Annotated in this window: 21 protein-coding genes and 1 riboswitch; of the genes, 2 read left to right on the forward strand and 19 right to left on the reverse strand. The window is 70.9% G+C overall.

What is annotated here, in order from left to right; translation table 11 throughout:
- Window positions 1-98 precede the first annotated feature (98 nt).
- Complete coding sequence (locus tag ACFY10_RS12650; RefSeq protein ID WP_390665077.1) at window positions 99-719, forward strand: TetR/AcrR family transcriptional regulator; 621 nt, start codon at window positions 99-101, stop codon at window positions 717-719.
- 78 nt (window positions 720-797) lie between these two features.
- Here the strand turns inward: ACFY10_RS12650 and ACFY10_RS12655 are convergent, their stop codons facing one another.
- The 5 genes from ACFY10_RS12655 to ACFY10_RS12675 all read right to left on the reverse strand — a co-directional run bounded on the left by ACFY10_RS12655 (window position 798) and on the right by ACFY10_RS12675 (window position 7252).
- Window positions 798-1583 carry an SGNH/GDSL hydrolase family protein gene (locus tag ACFY10_RS12655; protein WP_390665551.1) on the reverse strand — a complete coding sequence of 262 codons (786 nt, stop codon included), beginning with the start codon at window positions 1581-1583 and terminating at the stop codon, window positions 798-800.
- Window positions 1584-1727: 144 nt separating this feature from the next.
- Window positions 1728-2441: a DUF6250 domain-containing protein gene (locus ACFY10_RS12660; protein WP_390665078.1), complete on the reverse strand. Its 714-nt coding sequence runs from the start codon at window positions 2439-2441 to the stop codon at window positions 1728-1730.
- The gene (locus ACFY10_RS12665; protein ID WP_390665079.1) at window positions 2425-3570 is read right to left on the reverse strand and encodes a GDSL-type esterase/lipase family protein; all 1146 of its coding nucleotides are present in this window, start codon (window positions 3568-3570) and stop codon (window positions 2425-2427) included. Before ACFY10_RS12665 ends, ACFY10_RS12660 begins: the two co-directional genes overlap by 17 nt.
- 210 nt (window positions 3571-3780) lie before the next feature.
- Window positions 3781-4695, reverse strand: coding sequence for a peptidoglycan DD-metalloendopeptidase family protein (locus tag ACFY10_RS12670; RefSeq protein WP_390665080.1), 915 nt, complete (start codon window positions 4693-4695; stop codon window positions 3781-3783).
- A gap of 4 nt (window positions 4696-4699) precedes the next feature.
- Window positions 4700-4858, reverse strand: a riboswitch (cyclic di-AMP (ydaO/yuaA leader).
- Between the two features lie 324 nt (window positions 4859-5182).
- Window positions 5183-7252, reverse strand: a complete 2070-nt coding sequence (locus ACFY10_RS12675; RefSeq protein WP_390665081.1) for an alpha-galactosidase — start codon at window positions 7250-7252, stop codon at window positions 5183-5185.
- A 170-nt stretch (window positions 7253-7422) separates the two neighbouring features.
- Here ACFY10_RS12675 and ACFY10_RS12680 point away from each other — a divergent pair, with 170 nt between their 5' ends.
- Window positions 7423-8220 carry a tyrosine-protein phosphatase gene (locus tag ACFY10_RS12680; protein ID WP_390665082.1) on the forward strand — a complete coding sequence of 266 codons (798 nt, stop codon included), beginning with the start codon at window positions 7423-7425 and terminating at the stop codon, window positions 8218-8220.
- Between the two features lie 33 nt (window positions 8221-8253).
- Here the strand turns inward: ACFY10_RS12680 and ACFY10_RS12685 are convergent, their stop codons facing one another.
- The 14 genes from ACFY10_RS12685 to hpnC all read right to left on the reverse strand — a co-directional run bounded on the left by ACFY10_RS12685 (window position 8254) and on the right by hpnC (window position 25417).
- Window positions 8254-8373, reverse strand: a complete 120-nt coding sequence (locus ACFY10_RS12685) for a DUF6126 family protein (RefSeq protein ID WP_384255167.1) — start codon at window positions 8371-8373, stop codon at window positions 8254-8256.
- Window positions 8370-9008 (reverse strand): helix-turn-helix domain-containing protein, encoded by a 639-nt coding sequence (locus tag ACFY10_RS12690; RefSeq protein ID WP_390665083.1) that lies wholly within the window; start codon window positions 9006-9008, stop codon window positions 8370-8372. The genes ACFY10_RS12685 and ACFY10_RS12690 overlap by 4 nt, the downstream gene beginning before the upstream one ends.
- 97 nt (window positions 9009-9105) lie before the next feature.
- Window positions 9106-12495 (reverse strand): hypothetical protein, encoded by a 3390-nt coding sequence (locus ACFY10_RS12695; RefSeq protein ID WP_390665084.1) that lies wholly within the window; start codon window positions 12493-12495, stop codon window positions 9106-9108.
- Window positions 12496-12593: 98 nt separating this feature from the next.
- Complete coding sequence (locus ACFY10_RS12700; RefSeq protein WP_390665085.1) at window positions 12594-13979, reverse strand: aspartate aminotransferase family protein; 1386 nt, start codon at window positions 13977-13979, stop codon at window positions 12594-12596.
- Complete coding sequence (dxs, locus tag ACFY10_RS12705) at window positions 13976-15910, reverse strand: 1-deoxy-D-xylulose-5-phosphate synthase (RefSeq protein WP_390665086.1); 1935 nt, start codon at window positions 15908-15910, stop codon at window positions 13976-13978. Before dxs ends, ACFY10_RS12700 begins: the two co-directional genes overlap by 4 nt.
- A gap of 27 nt (window positions 15911-15937) precedes the next feature.
- Entirely contained in the window at window positions 15938-17095 is a 1158-nt protein-coding gene (ispG, locus tag ACFY10_RS12710; RefSeq protein ID WP_390665087.1) for a flavodoxin-dependent (E)-4-hydroxy-3-methylbut-2-enyl-diphosphate synthase, read from the reverse strand.
- Between the two features lie 4 nt (window positions 17096-17099).
- Complete coding sequence (hpnH, locus tag ACFY10_RS12715; protein WP_390665552.1) at window positions 17100-18122, reverse strand: adenosyl-hopene transferase HpnH; 1023 nt, start codon at window positions 18120-18122, stop codon at window positions 17100-17102.
- 5 nt (window positions 18123-18127) lie between these two features.
- A complete protein-coding gene (locus tag ACFY10_RS12720) occupies window positions 18128-18769 on the reverse strand; it encodes a 1-hydroxy-2-methyl-2-butenyl 4-diphosphate reductase (RefSeq protein ID WP_390665088.1) in 642 nt (213 codons plus the stop codon).
- Window positions 18769-20775 (reverse strand): squalene--hopene cyclase, encoded by a 2007-nt coding sequence (shc, locus tag ACFY10_RS12725; protein ID WP_390665089.1) that lies wholly within the window; start codon window positions 20773-20775, stop codon window positions 18769-18771. The genes ACFY10_RS12720 and shc overlap by 1 nt, the downstream gene beginning before the upstream one ends.
- Before the next feature lie 116 nt (window positions 20776-20891).
- On the reverse strand, window positions 20892-22019 hold the full coding sequence (locus ACFY10_RS12730) for a polyprenyl synthetase family protein (protein WP_390665090.1): 1128 nt from the start codon (window positions 22017-22019) through the stop codon (window positions 20892-20894).
- A complete protein-coding gene (hpnE, locus tag ACFY10_RS12735) occupies window positions 22019-23449 on the reverse strand; it encodes a hydroxysqualene dehydroxylase HpnE (protein WP_390665091.1) in 1431 nt (476 codons plus the stop codon). Before hpnE ends, ACFY10_RS12730 begins: the two co-directional genes overlap by 1 nt.
- Complete coding sequence (locus ACFY10_RS12740; RefSeq protein ID WP_390665092.1) at window positions 23446-23583, reverse strand: DUF6380 family protein; 138 nt, start codon at window positions 23581-23583, stop codon at window positions 23446-23448. The genes hpnE and ACFY10_RS12740 overlap by 4 nt, the downstream gene beginning before the upstream one ends.
- Window positions 23583-24533, reverse strand: coding sequence for a presqualene diphosphate synthase HpnD (hpnD, locus tag ACFY10_RS12745; RefSeq protein WP_390665093.1), 951 nt, complete (start codon window positions 24531-24533; stop codon window positions 23583-23585). The genes ACFY10_RS12740 and hpnD overlap by 1 nt, the downstream gene beginning before the upstream one ends.
- Window positions 24530-25417, reverse strand: a complete 888-nt coding sequence (gene hpnC, locus ACFY10_RS12750) for a squalene synthase HpnC (RefSeq protein WP_390665094.1) — start codon at window positions 25415-25417, stop codon at window positions 24530-24532. Before hpnC ends, hpnD begins: the two co-directional genes overlap by 4 nt.
- Between the last annotated feature and the right edge of the window lie 29 nt (window positions 25418-25446).

Below are 25446 nucleotides of genomic sequence, written 5' to 3' on the forward strand. Positions count from 1 at the left end.
GGCAGAGTAGGTGTACGCCCACACCGCGCACCCCTGTCGAACCCGCCAAGTCCCGCCCTCACCCGGCGCCATCAGCGGCGACGGAATAGGGTGACCGCGTGGCGAGAGTGCGGTTGAGTGTGGCCGAGCGGCGTGAGGAGTTGCTGCGGGCCGCCATCGGGCAGATCGAGGCGCGGGGCGTGGCGGCGGTCAGGATCGCCGACGTGGCCTCGGCGCTCGGCGTGAGCAACGCGCTGGTGCTGTACCACTTCTCGACGAAGGAGAAGCTGGTCGCCGCCGCGTTCACGTTCGCGGCCGAGGACGACCTCGGGCATCTGCGCAAGCTTCTCGGCCGCCGTACGACGGCGCTGCGGCGGCTGCGGTCGGCGGTGCGCTGGTACGCGCCGACGGGCCAGGCCAAGGGCTGGCGCCTGTGGATCGAGGGGTGGGCGGTGGCGCTGCGCGAGCCTGCGCTGCAGGAGGTCACCCGCGACCTCGACAAGCAGTGGAAGGCCGCGATCGCCGAGGTCATCGCGGAGGGCGTGGCCGCGGGCGAGTTCCGCTGCCCGGACCCGCACGGCGCGGCCCTGCGCCTGACGGCCCTGCTGGACGGGCTCGCCGTACAGATGACGTCGTACGCCGGTGCGGTGTCGCGTGTGCGGGCTCAGGAGTGGGTGGACGAGGCGCTGGCCCGGGAACTGGGCCTGGAGCGGGCGGCGTTGACTGCTTCGGAGCGCTGAGCCCCCGCACTCTGCGGGGGCTCAGGCCACCAGGCCGCTGCTCGGCCCGCCGAAGCGGGGGCCGATCTCAAACCACTGTCAGGCCACCGACGAGATTCGCATCTTGATGTCGTCCGGCGAGAGAGCACCCTTCGCCGTGACGTGGTCCCCGGACGACTCGCCGCGCAGCCGGCGGCCGATCCACGGCACCAGGTACTCGCGCGCCCAGTGCACGTCGTCCCGTCGGACCTCGAGGGTGCCGCGCGGCGGGAGCGGCGGCCAGGGCTGGTCGGGGTCGGCCGGTACCTCCAGGCCGAGGACCTGCCCGGCGCGGAGCGCCACGCGCGTGTGCCCCTCGGGCGAGAGATGCAGGCGGTCGCCGTCCCAGGCCCTGCGGTCCTGGACGGTCTTCAGGGACCACAGGTCGAGCACGGGACAGCCGTACCGGTCGGCGATGGCCCGGACATGGCCGTTGTAGGTGGCGATCTTGCCGCGCAGGTGCTTGAGCACGGGGACGCCGCGGGTGTCGAAGCCGGTGGTCACCAGGACCGTGCCGGCGACTTCGGTGAGCCGGACCACGGCCCGCTCGAAGCGCTCGGCGACCTCGTCGGGGTCGGTGCCTGGACGGATGATGTCGTTGCCGCCCGCACAGAAGGAGACCAGGTCAGGCGCCAGTTCGACGGCCTGCGGGATCTGGTCCTCGACAATCTGGTCGAGCAGTTTGCCGCGCACGGCGAGGTTGGTGTAGCCGAAGTCGCCTTCGGGTCGCCGGTCCGCGAGGAGCACCGCGAACCGGTCGGCCCAGCCGACGAATGCCCCGTCGGGGCCGGGGTCGCCGACGCCCTCGGTGAAGCTGTCCCCCACCGCGACGTACGACCCGATCACTGATCTGCTGTCACTCTTCGAATCGTCTGTCACATCGGCCATGATTCACCTTCGAATGTGACCTACGCGACCGTAGGAAGGGGTTGACGCGCGGTGAGATAAGCCACTTCTAAAGGGTTCGCCAAGCCCGGAATAACCTTCCCATCAGCGATGTTGACGGGTGAACCGCCAGACCCTGAAGTCGGCGATCCGGAAGTGGCTCCACGTGGTCCGGAAGGCGAAGTACCCACTTGTGTACGGCTCCGGGTCGGTGTAGTCGAAGACGAGCCGCCCGTTGTTCCACCAGCGGACCGTCGAGCCGTCGGAGACGATACGGACGCGGTTGGGTTCGTTCGCGACGAGCAGCGGCTGCGTGTAGTCGTAGACGAGCGGGCGGACCCCGGCCTCGCCGACGTAACGGCGCAGCCGGGTCGTGGTGTTCGTGTTGGCGCCGTAGCCCACGTAGTACGTCTTGAGGTAGTCGTACTCGGCCAGTGCCCCGCCGCGCCGGGTGGCGAAGAGGTCGTCCGGGGAGCGGACGTCGGTGGCGTTCCAGAAGTTGTTGAGGTCGGAGACGCGGTCGTTGACGCCGCCCGCCGCAACGGGCGTGGCGGTGTACTCGAGGACGTACGGCCCTTCGAGCCGCTCCCGGAACCAGACCGTGGCGCCGGCGGGTACGTCCACCTCCAGGATCCCGCGGGAGGCGGCGACGGTCCCGCCCTGCTCCAGTTCGACGACCCACCGGCCAAGACCGTGGCGGAAGTCGTCGCGCGCGATGAGGCGGCCGCGGGGCGAGGCACTGGCGGCCGGTGCGGGGGCGAGGGCGGCCAGGGCGGCGCCGGCGGCCAGGGCGCCGAATGCTCTACGGGTGCTCGTCACGGGAGGCGGCTCCTTCGGGTGGGGTGATCGACGGCGCGACCGGTCGCGGTGGGCGCCGGAGAACTGCGAGCAGACGGTCCGCCACCTTGCGATGGCCCTGGGCGCTGGGATGGACGGTCCCGTTGAGGTCCCCGTCGGTCACGGAGAGCCAGCCGGTCGTGTCGACGAACTCCGTGCGGGGGTCGGCGAGTTCGGCGACGACCGCGGCGATGTCGTCGGCGTGCGTGCCGTTGAACGGGCGCAGCGCGAGGATGCGGGCGTGCGGTGCGGCGGCCCGCAGCCTGGCGAGGTAGGCGCGGTAGGCCGCCCGGAACTCCGCCGCACCGTACGAGGCGTCGTTGGTGCCCTGGTTCACGACGATCGCATCGGCACGGCGGTCCGGGCCGGCCCTGGAGCCCGCGTAGTTCCAGCCGTATGCGTCCGAGGCGGCCGGCACTCCCCCGTTGCCGCTCTGGAGCACTCCCTGCCGCCCGAAGCCGACCTGGGTGAGCGAGGCGTGCAGGGCGTCGGCGACCAGGGTCGGGTAGGCGGTCGTGCCGTCGGCGCAGTCGGAGGTGTTGACGTCGCACAGGGCCATGACGCCTTGAGTGATGGAGTCGCCGTAGAACACCAACTGGGCCGAATGACGGACCCGTTGACCCAGGAACTCCCCTCGAATGCCCCTGACGGCCACGCCCGTCTCCAGCGGCGGCGTCCACCGGTTGACCCGCGAGAAGACGTCCTTGACCGACAACTCGGCGGTGTGCGGACCGCGCCCCGCCGCCGTGATCCCGACGTCGTCGCGGTCGACGGCGAACAGCCGCTTCGGTCCGCCGTCGACCGACACATACACCTGGGCGGGCACGGTCACCGAGGAGACGTCGAACAGGACGTGCACCACGGGGCCAATGAAGCGGAAGCGCAGCCGGGAGCCGGAGTTCACGGTGGTGGCGGCCTCGTCGGTGATGCCCCAGTGCCCCTCGTAGGCGATCCGCCTGTCGTCGGGGCCTACGACGTTCGGCTCTTCGGAGGCGAAGACGGGCTGCCGGGCCTCGCCGAACAGCGCGCCCACGGCCAGCAGCAGAGTCAGCGCCGAGGTCAGGAAGCTACGTCCGCGTCTCACGACGGTGCGTCGGTCGACGCCGGGCACGGGGACCTCCGTAGGCCTTGTCGGACGACGGCGGAGAAAGCGCTTGCATCGCTACGGAGATCACTGTGTCCCAATTCCCCCTCAGTGTCGACACCCCTTCGCCGTCGACACTCCTACGGCGCACGAGTGCACCCGGACACACCGAAGGCCGGACCCGGGGATGGAGGTCCGGCCTTCGGCAGCATGTCAGGCAGGTGGTCGTGGGGGATGTCAGACGACGCCGACGCCCTTCGAGCGGAGGTAGGCGACCGGGTCCACGTCGGAGCCGTAGTCCGGCGTGGTGCGGATCTCGAAGTGCAGGTGCGGGCCGGTCACATTGCCGGTCGCGCCGGAGAGGCCGATCTGCTGGCCCTCGGTCACGGTCTGGCCCGCCGAGACGGAGAGCTGGGACATGTGGCCGTACTGCGCGTAGTAGCCGTCGGCCAGCCTGATGACGACCTGGTTGCCGTACGCGCCGCCCCAGCCGGCGGAGACGACCGTGCCGGCACCGACGGCCTTGAGGGCGGTGCCGGTCGGGACGACGAAGTCGACGCCCGTGTGGTACCCGCTGGACCACATGCTGCCGGCCACGTGGTAGCCGGTGCCGATGGTGGCACCGGTCACCGGGAGCGTGAAGCCGGTGGAGGTGGACTCGGCGGTCCGGGTGGCGGTCGTTTTGTTCGAGGACGAGGACGTCTTCGAGGCGGACGAAGAAGAGGAAGAAGAATGCGACGACTTGGTGGTGCCCGTCGCGGCCTTCCGGCCGATCGTCAGCTTCAGGCCCGGGTGGATCAGCGACGGGTCGTCGCCGACGGCCCGCCGGTTGTCCGAGTAGAGCTTGTGCCAGCCGCCGGAGACATGCTGCTCGTCGGCGATCTTCGAGAGATAGTCGCCGGTCCGCACCGAATAGGTCCGCACACCCGCATTACTGGCGGCGCTCTTCTTCTGGGCCGCCTTCTCGGCGACCGGAAGGGACTGGACGGCCTTTTCCGAAACCGACTGGGAAGCGGACTGAGTTGTGGCGGCATGGGCGCCGGTGGCCCCCATGAGCGGGAGAGCGAGCGCGGCGGAACCGGTTCCGGCGACGGCGATGGAGCGGGTGAAGCGCTGGGGCTTCGGGCGGCGGTGCTTACCCTTCGCGGGCATGACGAATTCCTCTCCGGCGCCTACGAGGTGAGCTGTCGGGTGCGGGCTGGAGATGCCCGGCCGCGCATGCGACGCGGCTTTACCCCTAGCCGTTCCGGAGACCGGAACAGGCGGTTGTACCTGTGGGTCCCCCGCTCCTGCCGTTCACGGGTGAGTTCTGCGGGCACCGGGCGGCGGCAGGATTGGGCGTCCGTCCGGATTGGTGGCGAACGTAAGCGACCAAGACGCAAAGGAACAAGTGACGGTTCCCCGTGAATGCGTTTCTGTTGATCCCTTGAGAGAAAACCCGGTGACCGTGCGTGAATTCCAGGGTGCCTCGCTCACCCAAACGCCCTTGTAAAGCACCCGAATTACGTGAACATGACGCGCCACGCACGGTCACGGATATGACGCTCCTCACGCGCCCTGCCTCAGGAACCCCTATTCCTGAGCGAGTTGGAACGAAGAGGGCTGAAGAATGACCAAAGCACCAATCCAGACAGAAGGCTCAGATGCGCCGTAGCCGGAAAACTGCCGCGTCGAGGTCGCCATGCAACCCGGTGCGCAGTCCGTGATACAGCAATACAGCACCACTGCGAACTTCGCCCGTTTCGAGGCATTCATACGAGCCTGTCGGGTCGAGGCCTCGCAGCCGCAGCGCCGGTACGGGTTCGCCGTGGCTCTGCGCCTGGAGCCAGGCGAGGACGACCGCCTCGTCCCCGCGCACGTACTGCACCGCGCTCAGCCCGCCGCGCGGAGGCCGCAGCCGGTAGAGGTCCCCGCGCTGCACGAGCGGCCGGATCTCCTTGTAGAGCCCCACCCACTCCCCGGCCTCGGCGAGCTCCTCCTCGGTCCACCGGGTGAGGTCCCCGCCGACCCCGAGCACTCCGGCCATGGCGCTCACGAACCGGAAGCGCAGCGAGCTGACCCGCCCGTTGAGCTGGGTGTTCGGACTGTCGGTGACCCAGGCTGCCATCGCGCGCGCGGGATGGATCTGGCTGAAGCCGTGCTGGATGGCGAGCCGGTCGAGCGGGTCGGTGTTGTCGGAGGTCCACACCTGGTCCGTGCGGCTCATGATCCCGAGGTCGATCCGGCCGCCGCCGCCCGAGCAGGATTCGAAGGCGACGCCCGGGTGGGCTGCCCGCAGCCGGTCCAACAGGGAGTAGAGGGCGCGGACATGATCGACCCAGAGGCGCTGCGGGTAGGGCTCGCCGGGCCAGCCCGCGTCGGTGAAGCAGCGGTTGAAGTCCCACTTCACATAGTCGATCGGGGCACTGGAGAGGAGAGCGTCGAGCTGCTCCCAGAGGTACTCCTGGACATCCTCCCGGGCCAGGTTCAGTACGAGCTGGTTACGGAATTCCGTCCGCTTTCGTCCCGGTTGGAACTGCACCCAGTCCGGGTGGGCGCGGTAGAGGTCGCTGTCGGGGTTGACCATCTCGGGCTCGACCCAGATGCCGAATTGCATGCCGAGGGCGTGCACATAGTCCGCGAGAGGCTTGAGGCCGCTCGGGAAGCGGTCCCGGTTGACCGTCCAGTCGCCGAGTCCGGCGCGGTCGCTGGTGCGCTTGCCGAACCAGCCGTCGTCGACCACGAACAGCTCGACGCCGATCGCCGCGGCCCGCCGTGCAAGGGTTCCCTGCTGCTCCTCGGAGATGTCGAACTCCGTGGCCTCCCAGGAGTTGAACAGCACCGGCCGGTCCCGGTCCGCGTCCGGGATGACGTACGCGCGCTGGTAGGCGTGCCAGGCGCGGCTCGCTCCGCCGAAGCCGCCGTCGCTCCACAGACCGGCGAAGACGGGGGTCGTGTACGACTCCCCAGCCTCCAGACGCAGCAGCCCGGAGTCGTCGTAACCGACGCCGCCGGTGATCTGCACGCGCGCGTCCGGGAGTTGCGCCACCGCGATCCGCCAGGAACCCGACCAGCCCAGAGCGCAGCCGTAGACCTCGCCGCGCTCCTCGGTGGCGTCGGTGTCGAGGGCGACCCAGGGCAAGTGCTGGTGTCCGGTGTGGCCGCGGCGGCTGCCGATGATCTTCTCACCGTAGGTGAGAAGCGAGGAGGTAAGCCGGGACTCGGCGGCCCAGCGGCCGTGCAGCTGGGACAGCCGCCACTCCTCGCGCTCGGGCAGCGTCCAGGCGGCGGAGTCGGCCCGCAGCAGCTCCAGGGCGGGCCCCTCGTTGTCGAGGGTCACCCAGCGTTCTACGACGTCGTGCCGCATCCGGTAGTGCAGCGTGATCGCGAGCCCGCCGTCCCGGAAGCCGAGGCGGAGGTGGTCGCCCTCCGCCTCGTACTTCTCGAAGCGCCACTCGGTGCCGCGCCGCTCCTCGGTGCGCACGGACAGGGCGGGCCGTACAAAGCGAGGGCCGCCCTCGACCGGGTACTCCTCGTGTCCGTCGAGCGGGGACTCGAAGGGCCGGTAGTCGGGCAGCGGGCGGACGGCGAGGGCCTCGGCGTCGGCGAGGGCAATCCGGGGGCCCCAGTGCAGGTGCAGCAGCTCGTCGTCCTCGGTGAGGTGGACGGCGTAACTGCTGGCCGGCCCCGAGAGGAGCCACGTACGGCCATTGTCGGCAATCTCGAGCATCGAGCCCCCACACATTCGAACAGGTGCGACCAATCGCCAACATCATCATGGGACGTGAGGCCTGGTCGCAACGCCTGTGGACAACTCATTGCCTCAGGAATCCATGTCGTATCGTCGGGAGAGCGCCCGTCGACGAGCCGCGCCGGACGGGCGGACCGTGAGGAGCCCCCGTGACGCAGCAGATCCCGTCGACCGAACCCGAGCTGGCCGGAGTCCGCAACTTCCGTGACGTGGGTGGGCTTCCGACCGTGGACGGACGGCGGGTGCGGTTCGGGGTGCTGTTCCGCAGCGGCCACCTCGCGCACGCGACCGAGGAGGACGCCGAGTTCCTGTCCTCCCTGGGGCTGCACACGATCTTCGACTTCCGCAACGCGGCGGACCAGAAGCTGGAGGGTCCGGACGTCGAACTGCCGGGCGTGCGCAATGTGAACCTGCCGCTTTCGGACCCGGCGGACGGCGCCGGGTTCTGGAAGATGGTCCGGGACGGCGAGATCGACCAGCTGCGCGAGATCCTCGGCGACGGCAAGGCGGCGAACCGCATGATCGTCTCCTACCGCACGATCATCAAGGAGCGCACCGCCGAGCACGCGCACGTGCTGCGCTCGCTCGCCGACGACAGTGTGCCCGCCCTGATGCACTGCGCGGCAGGCAAGGACCGCGCGGGCCTGTCCATAGCGGTGACACTGCTCGCGCTGGGTGTCGAGCGCGAGGCGATCGTCGCGGACTACCTGGAGTCGAACGCCAAGCACCGCCGCTACAAGGTGCACCGCAGCAGCAGCTCCGCCGCGGCCTACTCCCCCGAGGTGATGGAGCTGCTCAGCCCCCTGTTCGAGGCGCGCGCCGAGTATCTGGCGGCGGCCTTCGAGACGATCGAGGAGACGTGGGGCGACGTCGACACCTACCTGGAGCAGGGTGTGGCGCTCACCCCGGAGCTCCGCGAGCTGCTGCGCGAGCGGCTGCTCGACTGAGCCGGGACCGTCTGTCCCGACGAGTCGGGCCGGCTATTTCGCCCCGATCTCGAACAGCAGGTAGATGAAGGCCGCGAAGAGATGCCCCACCGCGATGTAGATGATCAGGCGCACCCACAGCGCGCGCGGGAACTTCTCCTCCATGTTGCTCATGGCATGTCTCCGGTGGTGGGGCCCAGGCACAACGTGGCCGTGGGGCTCTGCAGAAGGGTGTGGACGAACAGGAGCTCGACGCCGTCGGGGTCCTGGGCGGCGATCCGGTGCGGGGTCAGCGAGTCGAAGTGGGCGCTGTCGCCGGGGGCGAGCCGGTGCGTGGTGTCCCCCAGGCGCAGCCGCAGCCGCCCCTTGAGGACGTACAGCCACTCCTCGCCGGGGTGCACACGCACGATGTCGCCCTGCGAGCCGTGCGGTACGTGGACGCGCAGGGCCTGCATCCCGCGGCCGGGCGCGCCGGCCTGGAAGTACGTCCAGCCGCCGGCCGCGGTCGGTTCCATGTCGGCGGCGCGCAGGACGGCGTCCCGGTCGGCGACCGTCTCGCCGAGCAGCTCCGACACCGTCGTACCGTAGATACGCGCGAGCGCAAGCAGCATCGGCAGCGACGGCTGACGCTGCCCGGTCTCCAGCCGGGAGAGGTGTGCCGCCGACAGCCCGGCGGCGCGGGCCGCGGCCTCCAGGGTGAGGGAGGCACGGCGGCGCAGCGCACGGAGCTGAGGTGCGACGGCGGGCAGGACCTCGTCCGGCCCGGCCGACGAACCCGCCGACGCGGGCTCGGTCTCGGGAGAGCTCATGCCCTCCATTCAGCCGGAGCCTTGCCTCTGCGGCAAATTTCTTGCCTCAGAGGCAAGTAGATCTCGGATGGTCGCCGAGGCCTGTGGCCCCGAGACGTCACTCCGTCTCCGTCATCGTCTGGTGTGCCAGGTGCCGTACGTCGGGGTCCGGATGTCTGCGCAGCGTCCTCAGCAGCGACCGCCATTCGTCCGGCCAGCCGAGGGTGCCGGCCGTTGCGGTCACCAGTCGGACCGCGAGCAGGCCGGTGACGGTGCCGCCGTCCCGGGCCAGCCGGTCGGCCGCCTCCAGGAGGGCTGCGCTCCGCGTGGGCCGGACCGCGTGCCCCCAGCCGCCCGCCAGCCGGCTCGTGACATGAAGGGCGACTGCCGTCCCCGCGCCCTCCAGCGTGGCCGCCAGGCCGCGCAGACGGCCCAGCAGGTCGGCGGGCTCCTCGGTCCGGTCGACCAACCGGCGCAGCAGGTCCGCACGTTCGCCCGCCAACAGCGGCTCCGCCGTCAGCAGAGCGGCGATCGCCTCCAGCACCTCGGGCCGCTCGGTCCCGTCGGAGGACGCCGACACCAGGGTCCGCAGCCGCTGCAGCGCCGGCAGATCCCGGTCCTCCAGCGCCTCGCAGCCTCCCTGGGGCGTGTGCATCGCGGTCAGCAGGTCGGTCACGGCACCGTGGAACGCGCTGCCGTCGGCCGCGCCGCCCACCGGATGCGGGAGGTCGGAGAGCGCCAGGTCACGCAGTACCCAGGCCGCGTGCTGCCAGTGCCCGCGGCTGCCGAGATCGCACACCGTCCCGGCGATCCGGGCGGCCAGCCCGGGCGCGTACCGGGTCCAGGGGGCCAGCCCCCGCAGGAAGCCGTAACCGGCGTAGCCCTCGTACGACGCCAGGCCGGCGTCGTAGAGCGTGTCGACCACTGCCGCGTACGCGCCGCGGTGTGCCTCGGCCAGTTCCCAGGGGCCGACTTCCACGACCGCCTGGAGCACGGCCGGGGTGTCGTCCTGGGCGGCCTCCTGCAGGAGGCGCCACGCCTCCGGCACGCCCAGCAGCGGCGGCAGGGCACGGATGACGGCGGACCGCACGTCGGGGTGTGCGTCGGGGGAACGGAAGCCGTGCGTCAGCAGCGCCACGGCCTGCCGCGGCGGCAGGAAGCGGGCCGCGAGGCGTACGGCCTCCTTGCGGGAGGTCACCTTCGCGGGCTGCTCCCCCGTCAGCAACGCGCCCAGCGCCGAGGCGAGTTCGGCGGGGGCGGTGAAGCGGGCGGCGCGGCCCGCCGCGTACACGGCGACCCGGGCCCGGTCGCCGCCGGCCTGCTCCAGGAGCACGGGCAGGACGTCCTGGGGGCGGTCGGTCCAGGCCAGCGCGCCGAGCGCCGCCTCGGCGACGACCACCTCCTCGTCGTCCTTGTGCCGCATCGCCAGGGCGCGGCCCAGCTCCGGGAGGTGTGCGGCGGCCCGGATCGCGGCGGCGCGGTCGTCGAGCGGCAGGGAGTGGTCCGCCGCCACCCGTTCGGCGAGCCGTGCCGCGGCCCGCTGCTGGCGGGGCAGCCAGCGGTCGGCGGCGGCGAAGTCCGGCAGCGGGCGGGCGGCAGCGGGGACCAGGAAGCGGCCGTGCGGCGGGGTCTCGGCCAGCAACGCGTCCAGCAGATCCGTACGCTGACGGGCCAGCACGCGCCGTACGGGCGAGAGGACGACTGCCGACGGCTCCTGCTCGACGATCCGGGCCACCCGTTCCCCGCGGGTGGCCGGCGCGGCCAGCCACAGCTTCGCGGCCGCCTCGAACGTCGTGTCGTCGCCGCGCTCCAGGGCCATGGCAAGCATGTCCTGCACCTCGGGCATCCGCCGGGCACGCGGACCCAGCGCGGCGGCCAGGCCGAGCAGCAGCCGGAAGTCGGATCTCTTCGCGGCGGCCTCCAGCCAGGGGCGCAGCGCCTCGACCACCTCGTGCTCCTGGCCGCGCCGCAGGACCCGGTGCAGCGGGCCGAAGTCCGGTACGCCGACCCGGCCCGCCATCCGCTCCAGGGTGCTCAACGCCCAGGTCCGCAGGGCCGTGTCGGTGTTCCTGGCGTTCTCGACGAGCACGCGCTCGGCAAGGGTTCGCAGGGCGGTCAGGCTGTCGGCCGAACAGTCCCGGGCCTCGAGGGCGTCGACGGCGATCCGGTCCAGCGGCGTGGCGTCGTCGGAGGCGAACAGGCGCGGATGCACCGCGGCGAGGGCCTCCAACGCGGCGGCACGCACGGGATCCTGATCGTTGCGCAGACGGCCCGCTGCCGTCAGCACCTCGGCCACGGCCTCCCGGCCGCCGTCCCGGGCGGCACACGCCACCAGCAGCGGCCATGCGGCCGCACGGTCGCCGGGATCGGACCGCCGGACGGCGGAGAGCAGCGCGGCCCGCGCCTCGTCGTACGGGCCGTGGGCGAGCGTGTCGAAGTCGTCCCAGAAGTCGGTCCGGCCGTCGAAGTCGGCCACCGCCCGCCGCACCTCGGCCCAGCGTCGTTCGCGCGGCAGCAGGTCGAGAACGCCAAGCGCCGGGTCCCAGCTCGTCCCTTCCGCGATGACCGTGTCGAGGAAGGCCGCCCGCCGTCCGGGGGCCATGGCCTTCAGCAACGCGGCGAAGTGACCGCCGCGGTGCAGCCAGTGGCGGCCCAGCAGCGGCAGCGACTCCGGCTCGGCCCGCACCAGCCTGCGCAGCACGCCGGGCGGCGGCGTGGGCTCGTAGCGCGGCGTGTGGCGGTCGGGAGAGACGATCCAGCGGACGACACGCTCGGCGTCCGCGTCGACCAGCGCGCCGAGCCCGCCGTGGAGCCCGGGCGGCAGGCTGGGCGGACCGTACCGCTCCAGCAGGCCCAGGACGCCCTCGGGGCGGCGGGGCGCGAGCGCGGCGACCGTCGTGGCGTTCAGACGCCACCAGTCCTCACGCTCCCGTCCGTCGGTCCGCTCGGCCAATGCGCGTTCGGCGTGGTCCAGCACCGGGCCGGGGTGGCGCCGGGCGAGCCGGGTCCAGCCGTCGACGGCGTGCCCGAGCCGGGGCAGTTCCCGTGCGACGAAGGGTGTGGAGCAGGCGGGCAGCAACCGAGCGGCCTCGACGTCACCCCATTCCGCGCCGAGCCGGGCCACCAGCCGCTCGGCGAGCGCGGTACGGCCCCCGGAAACGATCACACCGGCCAGCCGGTGACGCAGTACGGCGGGCGCGTTGTCGTACGCCGCCTCCACCGCCTCGTCCGGCACGGGCAGGATGCGGGCGGCCCGCAGGGCGTACCCGGCGACGACCGCGTCGGGGTCGGTCAGCCGCTCGGCGAGGAAGCCGGCGTCCCGGCCGACGAGGGCGGCCAGCGCCGCGAGTCGCCGCTCATAGGGGCCGCGCGCGTCGAGTTCGGTGAGGAGCGGAGTGAGCCGCCCTTCCTCCGTGAGCCGGCGTGCGGTCGTGGCGGTGAGGGCGAGGCGGGCCGGGAACGGAAGTGGTTCAAGTGCGGAGAGCAGTTGCTCCGCGGTGGTCGGCATCCGGCGATTGTGCCCCACGGTGATCGTTCATGCGATCGATTATTCGAGTGGGCGGCCTGCAGGCCGGGGCCCGGCGGAGCCCCGGCCCGAAGGGTCGCCTACCGGTTCGCGACCGCCTGCTTCACCAGCGTCTTGCCGAAGTCCCACATGAGACCGCCACCGCTGTGCGCGTCATCCATGACGGCGGTGAAGGCGTCGACGAACCGGTCCACGTCCTGCTCGCCGATGGTCAGCGGCGGGATCAGCTTGATCACTTCCAGGTGGTCGCCGGAGACCTGGGTGAGGATCCGGTGCCGCTGCAGCAGCGGTACGACGACCATCTGCGCGAACAGGCCCTTCCGCGCGGCCTGCAGCATCGTCCAACGGCTGCGCAGCTTCAGCGATTTGGGCCTGCCGAACTCGATGCCGATCATCAGGCCGCGGCCGCGGACGTCGGCGAGCAGCTCGTACTTGTCGATCAGCGCCGCGAGCCGGGATTTCAGCTGCTCGCCGGTCACGCGCGCATGGGCGACGATCTGCTCGTTCTCCATGACGGACAGCACGGCGAGGCCGGCCGCCATGGCCTGGGCGTTGGAGCCGAAGCTCGCCGAGTGGACGAGCACCCGGTCCATCGACGAGTAGACCTTCTTGAAGATCCAGTCCTTGCCGAGGGTGGCACCGACGGGCACATAACCGCCGGACAGCGCCTTGGCCACGCACACCAGGTCCGGCTCGACACCCTCCTCGTGCTGGTAGGCGTAGAAGTCGCCGGTCCTGCCCAGCCCCGTCTGCACCTCGTCGGCGATGAGCAGCGCCTTGTGCCTGTGCAGCAGATCCTGGGCGGCGCGCAGATAGCCGGGCGGGGCCTCGTGCACGCCCTTGCCCTGGATCGGCTCGACGATCAGGGCGGCGACGTCGCCCTTCTTCAACTCCCGTGCCAGGGCGTCGAGACCACCGAGGGGGACGGCCGTGTCCGGCAGCAGCGGGGCGAAGCCGTCGCGGAAGCCGGACTCGCCGTTGACCGACAGGGACCCGGTGGTCAGGCCGTGGAAGGCGTGGTCGCAGTACAGGATCCGCGGTTTCCCGGTGACGTACCGGGCGAACTTCAGCGCGGTCTCCACCGCCTCCGTACCGCTGTTGCCGAAGAACACGCGGTCCAGGTGCGGGCTGTACGTCAGCAGCTTCTCGGCCAGCAGCCCGGGCAGCGGCTGGCAGTCGAAGCGGGTGAGGTCGGCGAGAGAGGCGTCGAGGACGTCGTGCAGCGCCTTGCGGACGACGGGGTGGTGGCGCCCCAGGCCCATCACCCCGAACCCGGCCAGCATGTCCAGGTAGTCGTTGCCGTCCGCGTCCCAGAAGTGGGCGCCCTCGGCGCGCTCGTAGACCTTGTCGAAGCCGATGGTGTGCAGCATGCGCGGGAGCTGGTGGTTCAGGTACTTCGCGTGCAGCTCGTAGCGCTCGGCTCCGCGCTCGGCCAGGAGTGCGCCGAGGTCGAACTCCTTGGTCATTCAGCCTTCTCCTTGACTGTGCCGTCCAGCTGTTCCTTGACGGCCAGGGTGTCCTCGGCCTCCTTGACGGCCAGGCTCGCGCTGATCCGCCCGGCCACCTCGACGGGCGTGAGCCCGATGTCGGCCAGTACCTCACCGCGCTTGGCGTGCGCGAGGAACTGCTCCGGGATGCCGAACCGCCGTACCGGGATGTCGACTTCGGCGTCCCCGAGCGCCAGCGCCACCGCGGCTCCGACCCCGCTCGCACGGCTGTTGTCCTCGACGACGGCCACCAGCCGGTGCTCGGCGGCCAGGCCCGGGAGCGCCGGGTCGACGGGCTTGACCCAGCGCGGGTCGACGACGGTGCACGAGATGCCGCGCGCCTGAAGCAGCTCGGCGGCCTGCAGGCACACGGGCGCCATCACGCCGACGGCGACCAGGAGCACCTCGGGGGCGCCCGGGCCGCGGTGCAGGACGTCCAGCCCGCCCACCCGGTCGATCGCCGGGATCTCCGGTCCGACCGACTCCTTCGGGAAGCGGACCAGCGTCGGCGCGTCGTCGACGGAGACGGCCTCACGCAGCTGGGCCCGCAGCTGGTCGGCATCGCGTGGCGCGGCGATTCTGAGCCCCGGCACGACCTGCAGGATCGACATGTCCCACATGCCGTTGTGGGACGGCCCGTCGACGCCGGTGACACCGGCCCGGTCCAGCACGAACGTCACCCCGCAGCGGTGCAGCGCCACGTCCATCAGCAGCTGGTCGAAGGCACGGTTGAGGAAGGTGGCGTAGACGGCGACGACCGGGTGCAGCCCGCCGGTCGCAAGCCCGGCCGCGGACACGGCGGCGTGCTGCTCGGCGATGCCGACGTCCCACACCCGGTCCGGGAAGCGGGCGGCGAACTTCCCGAGCCCCACCGGGTGCAGCATGGCCGCCGTGATCGCCACGACGTCCTCCCGCTCCTCCCCGATCGCGACGATCTCGTCACCGAACACCGACGTCCAGGAAGGGCCGTTGGAGGGCGCGAGGGGCTCGCAGGTGAGCGGGTCCATCACGCCGACGGTGTGGAAGTGGTCCTCCTCGTGGGCGATCGCGGGCTCGTAGCCGCGCCCCTTCTCGGTCAGGCAGTGGATGAGGACCGGCCCGTGGAAGCGTTTCGCGCGTCGAAGCGCGGACTCGACGGCGCCGATGTCGTGCCCGTCGATCGGGCCGACGTACTTCAGGCCCAGGTCCTCAAACATGCCCTGCGGGGCGAACGCGTCCTTGAAGCCCTTCTTCGCGCCGTGCAGCGACTCGTAGATGGTGTTTCCGACGACGGGCGTGCGCAGCAGCACGTCCTTGCCCCAGGCGAGCACCTTCTCGTAGCTGTCCGTCGTCCGCAGGGTGGCCAGGTGGTTCGCCAGGCCGCCGATGGTCGGCGCGTACGAGCGCTCGTTGTCGTTGACGACGATGATCAGCGGCCGGTCCTTGGCGGCCGCGATGTTGTTCAGCGCCTCCCAGGCCATGCCGCCGGTCAGCGCGCCGTCGCCGATGACCGCGACGACGTGTCCCTTCTCGCCCTGCACCTGGCGGGCCTTGGCGAGGCCGTCGGCCCAGCCGAGCGCCGTGGAGGCGTGGCTGTTCTCGACGATGTCGTGCTCGGACTCCTCGCGCGAGGGGTAGCCGGACAGGCCGCCCTTGCCGCGCAGCTTGGAGAAGTCCTGACGACCCGTCAGCAATTTGTGTACGTAGCTCTGATGGCCGGTGTCCCACACGATGCGGTCGACGGGCGACTCGAAGACCCGGTGGAGCGCGATGGAGAGTTCCACCACCCCCAGATTGGGCCCGAGGTGCCCGCCGGTTCTGGCCACCGCGTGCACCAGGAACTCCCTGATTTCTTCGGACAGTTCGCGAAGCTCCGTCTCGGACAGCGCCTTCAGGTCGCGTGGTCCCCGGATGTTCTCCAGAATGGTCACGCTCGGGCCCCCTTCGGTCCGTGCTGTTCAACTCACGGTGACGGCCGGCTCCCCCGACGCGGCGCCGTCCTGTTCCATCTGTTCGGCGATCTTCATCGCTTCCTCGATGAGGGTCTCCACGATCTTCGACTCGGGGACCGTCTTGATGACCTCGCCCTTGACGAAGATCTGGCCCTTGCCGTTGCCGGAGGCGACCCCCAGGTCCGCCTCCCGCGCCTCACCGGGGCCGTTGACGACGCAGCCCATGACGGCGACGCGGAGCGGGACCTCCATGCCGGTCAGGCCCGCCGTGACCTCGTCGGCCAGCTTGTAGACGTCGACCTGGGCCCGGCCGCAGGACGGACAGGAGACGATCTCCAGCCGCCGCTGCTTGAGGTTCAGGGACTCCAGGATCTGCAGTCCGACCTTGACCTCCTCGGCGGGCGGGGCGCTGAGCGAGACCCTGATGGTGTCGCCGATGCCCTGCGACAGCAGCGCCCCGAAGGCGACGGCCGACTTGATCGTGCCCTGGAAGGCGGGGCCGGCCTCGGTGACCCCGAGGTGCAGCGGGTAGTCGCACTGGGCGGCGAGCTGCTTGTAGGCCTCGATCATCACGACCGGGTCGTTGTGCTTGACGGAGATCTTGATGTCCCGGAAGCCGTGCTCCTCGAAGAGGGACGCCTCCCACAGCGCGCTCTCGACGAGGGCCTCCGGGGTCGCCTTGCCGTACTTCTGGAGCAGCCGCTTGTCCAGCGACCCGGCGTTGACCCCGATCCGGATCGGTGTGCCGTGGTCTCTGGCGGCCCGCGCGATCTCCTTCACCTTGTCGTCGAACTGCTTGATGTTGCCGGGGTTCACCCGCACCGCGGCACACCCGGCCTCGATCGCCGCGAACACGTACTTCGGCTGGAAGTGGATGTCCGCGATCACCGGGATCTGCGACTTGCGGGCGATGGTCGCGAGCGCGTCCGCGTCGTCCTGCGTGGGACAGGCGACGCGGACGATCTGGCAGCCGGACGCGGTGAGTTCCGCGATCTGCTGCAGGGTGGCGCCGATGTCCGACGTACGGGTCGTCGTCATCGACTGCACCGACACCGGGGCCCCGCCCCCGACCGCCACCGGCCCGACATGGATCTGCCGCGACACGCGCCGCTCGGCGATCGGACGGGCCGGCACCTCGGGGAGGCCCAAGGGGATGGCGGTCACGACGTCACTCCCGGTTTCCGGAGACCGTCTCGCGCATCGCGCGCAGGGACTCCTTCAGGGACCCCATGGTGGCGAGGACGGCGGTGGGCTCGTAGCCGCAGTGCGCCATGCAGTTGGCGCAGCGCGGGTCCTTGCCGCGGCCGTACTTGTCCCAGTCGGTGTCCTCGATCAGTTCGCGGTACGTCGGCACGTACCCGTCGCTCATCAGGTAGCAGGGGCGCTGCCAGCCGAAGAGCGAGTAGTTCGGGATCGCCCAGGCAGTGCACGGGAAGTCGACCTTGCCCTCGAGGAAGTCGAGGAACAGCGGCGAGTGGTTCAGCCGCCAGCGGCGCCGGTTGCCGCCCGCGAAGGCCTTCTTGAACAGCTCGCGGGTCTGCTCCACGCCCAGGAAGTGCTCCTGGTCGGGCGCCTTCTCGTAGGCGTAGGCGGGCGAGATCATCATCTCGTCGACCTTGAGGTCGTCGTTGAGGAAGTTGAGCACCTCGATGATGGTCTGCGGGGTGTCCGTGTTGAAGAAGGTGGAGTTGGTGGTGACCCGGAAGCCGCGCCGCTTGGCCTCCTTGATCGCCTCCACGGCCTCGTCGAACACGCCCTCCTTCGCCACCGACTCGTCGTGCCGCTCGCGCAGCCCGTCGATGTGCACGGCGAAGGCAAAGTAGGGAGAGGGCTTGAACTTGTCCATCTTCTTGCGCAGCAACATCGCGTTGGTGCAGAGGAAGACATACTTCTTCCTCGCCACCAGCTGCCGCACGATCTCATCGATCTGAGGGTGCATCAGGGGCTCGCCGCCCGCGATGGACACCATCGGCGCACCGGATTCCAGCACCGCCCCGACGGCCTGCGCGACCGGCATGCGCTGCTTGAGCACACCCGCCGGATGCTGGATCTTGCCGCAGCCCTCGCACTTCAGGTTGCACGCGAAGAGCGGTTCCAGCTCCACGATCAGCGGGAACTTGTCCCGCTTGCGGAGCTTCTGTTCAGCCAAGTACGTAGCGACCTTGATGGACTGGCGCAGCGGCATGGCCATCTGGCTCACCTCCTGGGGAGCAGCAAAGAACGGTGCCATTCGAAGAAAGCTGGAAGTACGGCACGAAGGACGCGGAAAGCCGATATTCCACCGCGGACCGTGCCGATTCGAACAAGTTCATGTTCAGGAGCGTCCACGACCACCCGCACGGCCGCAACCGGGCGCGCGCCGGTGCGCACGGCGCTCAGGAGCGTGGCCGCGGACTCCATGTCGACCGCGATTGCGCCGGTCGAGAGCAGATCCGACCGTTCGTGACCGCGCACGACATGATCGGAGCCGGTCAGAGGGCCGGTGTGGACGGTGCGCCCGGGCACGGCGCGCCCGAGCTCCTTGACGAGCAGGTCGGTCCCCACGCACGGAACGGTTCCGTCCGGATCCCGGGTCTCCTCGGCGACGACCAGGTCGCCCGGGTGCATGCCGGGGGCGAGCCCCGCACAGAAGCCGGTGGCCAGCACAGCCGCATCCCGCAGGGCCGGGTCCGCGAGGATCCGGGTGACGGAGCGCTCGGCCGCCTTGGGTCCCATGCCCGTACGGAGCATGGTGACGGGCCCGCCCGCACCGCCGCGGTCGCCGGCGCGCAGGGCGAGGTGCTCGATGCCGAGCGCGCAGGCGATCAGCAGCGGGGCCGGGGCGGGCTGGGTGCTCATCAGCCCCCCTTGGCCTCGGCGAGAGGCTTCTTGCTGAAGGGCTCGCCGTGGACGTACCGGCCGAGCGCGGTCAGCGGGAAGACCTGCCGGTAGAGGTGGTAATTGATCGAGAAGTCCCACGGGAAGCCGGTCCCCGTGAAGTACGGCTCGTCCCAGGAACCGTCGTCCTGCTGGGTGGCCGCGAGCCACTCGACACCGCGCTCGACGGCCTTGGAGTCCTTCTCTCCCGCCGCCAGCAGGGCCATCAGTGCCCAGGCCGTCTGCGAGGCGGTGGAGGCGCCCTTGCCGCTCCACTCATTGACGTCCTTGTACGAGCGCAGGTCCTCGCCCCAGCCGCCGTCGTCGTTCTGGACGGACTCCAGCCAGGCCACGGCCCGCCGGATCGCCGGGTGCGAGCCGGGGAATCCGGCCGCGACGAGGGCGGGTACGACGGATCCGGTGCCGTAGACGTAGTTGACGCCCCAGCGCCCGAACCACGAGCCGTCCGGCTCCTGCTCGGCGAGCAGCCACTCGATACCGCGCCGGGTGCGCGGGTCGTGGGACAGGCCCTCGACGGCCAGCATCTCCACCACGTGCGCCGTCACGTCCGCCGACGGCGGGTCGATCACCTCGCCGAAGTCGCAGAACGGCAGCCGGTTGGGGAAGGGGCTGGTGTTGTCGACGTCGAAGGCGCCCCACGCCCCGTTCTTCGACTGCATCCCGAGGTTCCAGCGCACCCCGCGCCCGATCGCCTTCTCCACCCGCTCCGGGTCGTGGTGCTGCACACGGCGCAGGGCGAGGACGACCTCGGCGGTGTCGTCGATGTCCGGGTAGTTGTCGTTGTGGAACTCGAACGCCCAGCCGCCGGGCGGCAGTTGGGGCCGCTTCACGGCCCAGTCGCCGGGCCGGACGATCTCCTCGCCGAGCATCCAGTCGGCCGCGGTGACGAGCTGCGGATGGTCCGCGGGCACGCCCGCGTCGACGAGCGCGATGGTCGCCAGGCAGGTGTCCCACACGGGCGACTGACAGGCCTCGATCATCCGGGCGCCGTCCGCGCGCCACACGGCGAAACGGTCCAGCGAGGCCAGCCCCTCGCGCATCACGGGGTGTTCGAGGTCATAGCCCAGCAGATACAGGGCGATCACCGAGTACACGGCCGGCGGCTGGATACCGCCCCAGCAGCCGTCGTTCTCCTGCCGCTCGATGATCCAGCGGGCTGCAGAGTTCATGGCCGCCTTGCGCAGCCGCCGCGGCGCGACCTTGCGCAACTGGTGCAGCACCTTGTCGAGCCGCTGGAAGGCACCGTCCCAACTCGCCACCGGGGCAAGGGGCTTGGGCGGGTTCGGGTTGTTCGCGTCTTTGTGCAACTCGTCGAGCGAGAAGGGCGCGGGCCGCACCGGCCGCTTCGCGGACACGACCGTGAGCGGCACGATCGTCTGCCGGGCCCAGCACCCGAAGTCGTAGATGTTGAGCGGTACCCACTTGGGGAAGTAGATGAGCTCCGGCGGGAGTTCGGGCAGGTCCTCCCACTTCCACCAGCCGAACAGGGCGAGCCAGATCCGGGTGAAGACACGGGCCGCGGCGATGCCGCCCTGCTCGCGGATCCAGGCGGAGGCCCTCGCCATGTGCGGCGCGTCCGGCTCGTCGCCGGCCAGCCGGAGCGCGACGTACGCCTCGATGGTGGTGGAGAGTTCGCCCGGCCCGCCGTAGAAGGTGGCCCAGGTGCCGTCCTCGCGCTGCTCGCCGCGGATGAACAGCGCGGCGGCGTGCGCGGTGTGCTCGTCGAGGATGCCCAGGAACTGCCGTAGCAGCAGATCCTCGGCGTCCATGGTGACGTTGGTTTCGAGGTCGCCCTTCCACCAGCCCTGGGCGTCCTGCCGGGACAGCAGGAAGTCGGTGGAGCGTTGTACGGCGCGTACGGCGGCATCGTGTACCCCCGCCGCCACGGGGGTGGTGCTGTCGGTTTCGCTGGCCGAGGCTGCCCGGGGCGGGAGGGCCCCGGTGCTTCCGTCGGTCGTCGCTGTCATGGCTTCCCCTTCGTGCAGTCGTGCAAATCGTGCTGCTGTGGGTCCGCCGTCGGCCGGTGCTCGTGTTCCCGCGACACCGGCCGGCGACTACGCGAGGGCTATTCGACCGATAGTGATCATCTCTTTCGTACGACGACGAAGTCAGCGAGCGCCGTGAACTGGGCCCGCACCCGGTCGGGCATGTCGATGGCGTGCAGGGCCTCGATGGCGATGGTGTGCTGACGGCGTGCTTCATCCGCCGTCCACTCGCGGCCGCCCGCCTCCTCGATGAGGGCGGCGCGGAAGGCGAACTCCTCCTCGGAGAAGTTCTCGAAGTCGCTGCTCTTGGCGTCGGCGGCAAGGATCTCGCCGAGCCGCTCGGAGGCGGATCCGCCCGCCGCGAGCGCGGCCACGACCGGCAGGGACTTCTTGCGCTGGCGCAGGTCGCTCCAGGTCTGCTTGCCGGTGGAGACCGGGTCGCCCCAGATGCCGAGCAGGTCGTCGACGGCCTGGAAGGCGAGGCCCAGGTGGTAGCCGTACTTCTCCAGGGTGTCGGCGGTGCGGCCGTCGGCGCCGCCGAGCACCGCGCCGATGGAGGAGGCGCAGGCGAGCAGGGCGCCGGTCTTGTTGCCCTCCATCTCCAGGCACTCCTCGACGCTGACGCGGTCGCGGTGCTCGTAGGAGATGTCCTGCGCCTGGCCGTCGATCAGGGCGCGAGTGGCGGTGGTGAGGCGGCGGGTGGCGCGGCCGGCCTCGACCGTCCCGAGCTCCAGCAGGATCTCGTTGGCCAGGGCGAACAGGGCGTCGCCGACGAGGATCGCCTGGGCGGGGCCGTGCACCTTCCAGACGGTGTCGCGGTGGCGGCGCTGTTCGTCGCCGTCCATCAGGTCGTCGTGCAGGAGGGAGAAGTTGTGGACGAGTTCGACGGCTACGGCGCCGGGGATGCCGGCCTCGGGTGCGGCGCCGGTGACCTCGGCGGAGAGCACCGCGAGGGCGGGTCGTACGGCCTTGCCGCCGTCCCCGTCGGCGGGGTTGCCCTCTGCGTCGATCCAGCCGAAGTGGTAGGCGGAAACGGTGTCCATGGGAGGGGCCAGGCGGTCGACGGCCGCCCGCAGTACCGGTGTGGCAAGGGTCCGGCCGCGCTCCAGGAGCGCGGTCACGTCCACCGCGTCGGCAGCCGTCTCGGCCGGGGGCACAGTGGGCACAGTCTCTCCTCTTGTTGCGGTACCGGGGGTGCGGGGGCCTGCCGCATGCTGATCGAGCATCACGCCGCCTCCTCGAACTCGAAGAGGTGACTCGGGCGGGGCCGGCCCAGGGCGGCGAGCGCGGCGTCAGCCGCACTCACACCACTGCGGACCGCACTCTCCATGGTCGCGGGCCACCCGGTGGCGGTCCACGCTCCGGCCAGGTACAGGCCGGGGGCTTTGGTACGGGCGCCGGGCCGCAGCCGCCCGACGCCGGGGGTCGGAGCGAACGTCGCCGTGCGCTCCCTGGTCACGAAGAAGTCCTTCACCTCTGCGCCGCGTGTGCCGGGCAGCAGGCGTTCCAGCTCGGGCAGGTAGCGCTCGCGCAGCGCGGCGACCGGCTCGTCGATCTCGTCGTGCGCCGCCGACTGGGACAGCGCGAGGTACTGGCCCTCGCGCAGTCCGGAGGCGTCGGTGCGGTCGAAGACCCACTGGACCGGGGTGCCGAGGGCCGCGAAGAACGGCTTCTCCAGCACCTTGCGGTCGTAGACGACATGCACGTTGAGGATCGGCGCGGTGCCGATTTCCAGAAGCTTTTCGGGGGCGTCGAGCGCGCCCTCCGGCAGCAGGTCATGGGCCTCGCGCTGGGGTACGGCGAGCACGATGGCGTCCGCCTGGAGCGTCTCGCCGGGAACCTGAACGCGTAGGCGCCCGTTTTCGTCAGTAGAGATGGAGGTGACGCGTGTACGGACCTCGGTACGGACGCCCGCGGAGTCGAGCGCCTTGCGGGCAAGACGGTCATGCAGTTCACCCAGCGGGACGTGCGCCCATCCGATGTCGGCCGCGCCCGGGTCGGACAGCAGACCGGTCTTGAACACCATCGCGGCGAGCCCCAGCGAGGCGTCGCCCGCGACCGCGTTGAGGGTGGCGACCCCGACCAGGTCCCACAGGGCCTCGACGGCACGCGCCGACTGACCGTGCGCGGTCAGCCAGCTGCCGAAGTCCTGCGTGTCCAGGTTCGGATCGGCGAGGTCGAGCCCCTTGAGCGCGAGCGCGGCCCGCCCCACCTTGGCCCGCTCGGCGAGCGAGAGATGCGGATACGTCGCCAGGCTGCGCCCCAGATGCAGGGGCACCGGCAGTGCGTCGCGCCGCAGTCTGCCCAGCCGCCGCCCCTCGGGCTTGTCGACGTCGAGTACGGGCACGTCGAGACGATCCTGCAGCGGCGCCAGCGCCGTCCCCTCGATGCGGTCGAGGAACCAGCGGTAGGCGGTGCAGCAGCGCAGGTAGACGTGCTGTCCGTTGTCGACGGTCAGTTCGCCGCGCTGGAAGGAGAAGGCGAGGCCACCGAGCCTCGGCCTGCCCTCGATCAGGGTGACGCGGACGCCCGCGTCGGCGAGCGCGAGCGCGGCGGTGATGCCGGCGAGCCCGCCGCCGATCACGACGGCGTCCCTCCCGGGACGCCCCGCCGGGTCCGCAAGCGGCTCGTCGGACCGCGTGCCGTCGTCGCTCATCGTGCACCCTCCCCTGCGCGACCGCCGTGGTTGAACGGTGCACGGTCGGCCGTCGCAGTCAGGGACGCCGTCCCTGTCCGGAGGGTTGCGTGCCGCTTTTCGTCGGTGGAATCACCTTGGCCCTGTTTGTCCATCAGGCGCGCCTCCTGACGGTCCTCCGCGTCACATGCCGGGCATCCAGACCGGACAGACCGCGCACGGCGACGTAGGCCTTCTCCCGCCCGGGCAGCGAGACCCGGCCGCGCAGCACGGCCTCCGGGTCGCGCTCGATGCGGTCGAGCAGCCGGCGGTAGATGCCGGCCATGGCGGCGACACAGGCGCCGCTGCGCCGGTCGAGCATGGGGAGCAGCCGGTAGCCCTCGGCGAAAAGGGCGCGGGCCCGTCGCACTTCGAAGTGCACGAGGCCCGCGAAGTCGGAGCCCTCCGGTGGGGTCGGCCCGTTGAACCCGGCCGAGCACCCGAATTTCGCGAGGTCGTCGGAGGGCAGATAGGTGCGGCCGCCCCCGGCGTCCTCGCGGACGTCTCTGAGGATGTTGGTGAGCTGCAGCGCGAGCCCGAGCGTGTCGGCGTACTCCGGGGCTCGATCGGCGCCGCGCGCCCCCGGTTCCGTGCCGAACACGCCGAGCGAGAGCCGGCCGATGGCGCCCGCGACGCAGCGGCAGTAGACCTTCAGGTCGTCCCAGGTCTCATAGGTCTCGCCGCGTACGTCCATCAGCACGCCGTCGATCAGCTCGTCCAGCCCGTCGAGCGGGATCGGGAAGGTCTCGGCGGCATGGGCGAGGGCGACGGCGACCGGGTCGATGTCGTCCTCGGCGACCGCACCGTCACGCACCCGGGCCAGCAGCGCGCGGGTGTCCTCGAGTCGTGCCGCCTTGACCTCGCCGGCCAGCACGCCGTCGCCGATGTCGTCGACGCGCCTGGAAAACGCGTAGAGCGCCGACATCGCTCGGCGCTTGGGCGTCGGCAGCAGCCTGATGCCGTAGGCGAAGTTACGGGCCTGCTGTCCGGTGACGGCCTCGCAGTAGCTGTAGGCGGCGAGTACCGGTGCGGACACGTGTTGTTCCGACTCCACGGTCCGGATCACCCCTCTCCTCGCAGAGTCACGCCCACCTCGCGCAGCAGCTGGACCTTGCCGGGCTTGGGCGGGCCGGGAAGTACGTCGTATTCCGCGGCGGCGATCGCTTTGATCGCCGCCCTTCCCCCCGCCACGAATCCCGCGAGCAGCAGCTTCAACCTGCCGTGGACGCTACCCACGAGGGGGGCGCCTTCATTCAGGAGATCGCGGGCGCGTTCTGCTTCGTATGCAACCAGTGCGCGCAACGATGCGCCCGCGGTGGGTGTGGCGAGATCCGCATCTTGAACATGGAAGTGTTTCATGTCCTCGGCGGGCAGGTAGATGCGGTCGCGGCCGAAGTCCTCGGCGACGTCCTGCAGGTGTTCGACGATCTGGAGGGCCGTGCAGATCGCGTCCGAGAGGCGGATGCGTTCGGGGGTCGAGGTGCCGGTGACGGAGAGGACCAGGCGGCCGACGGGGTTGGCCGACAGTTCGCAGTAGGCGAGCAGGTCGTCGTAGGTCTCGTAGCGGCTGACGAGCTGGTCCTGGCGGTTGGCTGCGATCAGGCCGAGGAAGGGCTCCGGGGTCAGCGCGTGGCGCCGGACGGTCGGCTGGAGGCGGCGCAGCAGGGGGTGGCGCGGGGTCGAGTCGAAGACCCGGTTCAGATCGGCCTCGAAGGCGTCCAGGAGCAGCAGCCGGTCCTCGGCGTCCTCGGGCGACACGCCGAGCAGACGGGCGTCGGCGCCGCCGGGGGCCAGGTCGCCGTCGCCGATGTCGTCGACGAGGCGGGCGAATCCGTACACCGCCATGAGGTCGGCGCGCCAGGCCCTGGGCAGGAAGAAAGGTGCCACGGGGAAGTTCTCGCCCGCGGCCTTGTCGAGCGTGCCGCGCTCCGGATCAACGGCGTGCGACATGCCGGTTCCCGTCACCGGTGACTGCCCGG

This window comes from Streptomyces sp. NPDC001401, assembly GCF_042895385.1.
GTDB lineage: Bacteria > Actinomycetota > Actinomycetes > Streptomycetales > Streptomycetaceae > Streptomyces.

Excerpts from the sequence above, each read along its gene's own strand:
- ACFY10_RS12670 (WP_390665080.1), bottom strand. The coding sequence starts at position 4,695 with ATGCCCGCGAAGGGTAAGCACCGCCGCCCGAAGCCCCAGCGCTTCACC.
- ACFY10_RS12675 (WP_390665081.1), bottom strand. The coding sequence starts at position 7,252 with ATGCTCGAGATTGCCGACAATGGCCGTACGTGGCTCCTCTCGGGGCCG.
- ACFY10_RS12685 (WP_384255167.1), bottom strand. The coding sequence starts at position 8,373 with ATGAGCAACATGGAGGAGAAGTTCCCGCGCGCGCTGTGGGTGCGCCTG.
- ACFY10_RS12690 (WP_390665083.1), bottom strand. The coding sequence starts at position 9,008 with ATGAGCTCTCCCGAGACCGAGCCCGCGTCGGCGGGTTCGTCGGCCGGG.
- ACFY10_RS12695 (WP_390665084.1), bottom strand. The coding sequence starts at position 12,495 with ATGCCGACCACCGCGGAGCAACTGCTCTCCGCACTTGAACCACTTCCG.
- ACFY10_RS12700 (WP_390665085.1), bottom strand. The coding sequence starts at position 13,979 with ATGACCAAGGAGTTCGACCTCGGCGCACTCCTGGCCGAGCGCGGAGCC.
- hpnH (WP_390665552.1), bottom strand. The coding sequence starts at position 18,122 with ATGGCCATGCCGCTGCGCCAGTCCATCAAGGTCGCTACGTACTTGGCT.
- ACFY10_RS12720 (WP_390665088.1), bottom strand. The coding sequence starts at position 18,769 with ATGAGCACCCAGCCCGCCCCGGCCCCGCTGCTGATCGCCTGCGCGCTC.
- shc (WP_390665089.1), bottom strand. The coding sequence starts at position 20,775 with ATGACAGCGACGACCGACGGAAGCACCGGGGCCCTCCCGCCCCGGGCA.
- ACFY10_RS12730 (WP_390665090.1), bottom strand. The coding sequence starts at position 22,019 with ATGCTCGATCAGCATGCGGCAGGCCCCCGCACCCCCGGTACCGCAACA.
- hpnE (WP_390665091.1), bottom strand. The coding sequence starts at position 23,449 with ATGAGCGACGACGGCACGCGGTCCGACGAGCCGCTTGCGGACCCGGCG.
- ACFY10_RS12740 (WP_390665092.1), bottom strand. The coding sequence starts at position 23,583 with ATGGACAAACAGGGCCAAGGTGATTCCACCGACGAAAAGCGGCACGCA.
- hpnC (WP_390665094.1), bottom strand. The coding sequence starts at position 25,417 with ATGTCGCACGCCGTTGATCCGGAGCGCGGCACGCTCGACAAGGCCGCG.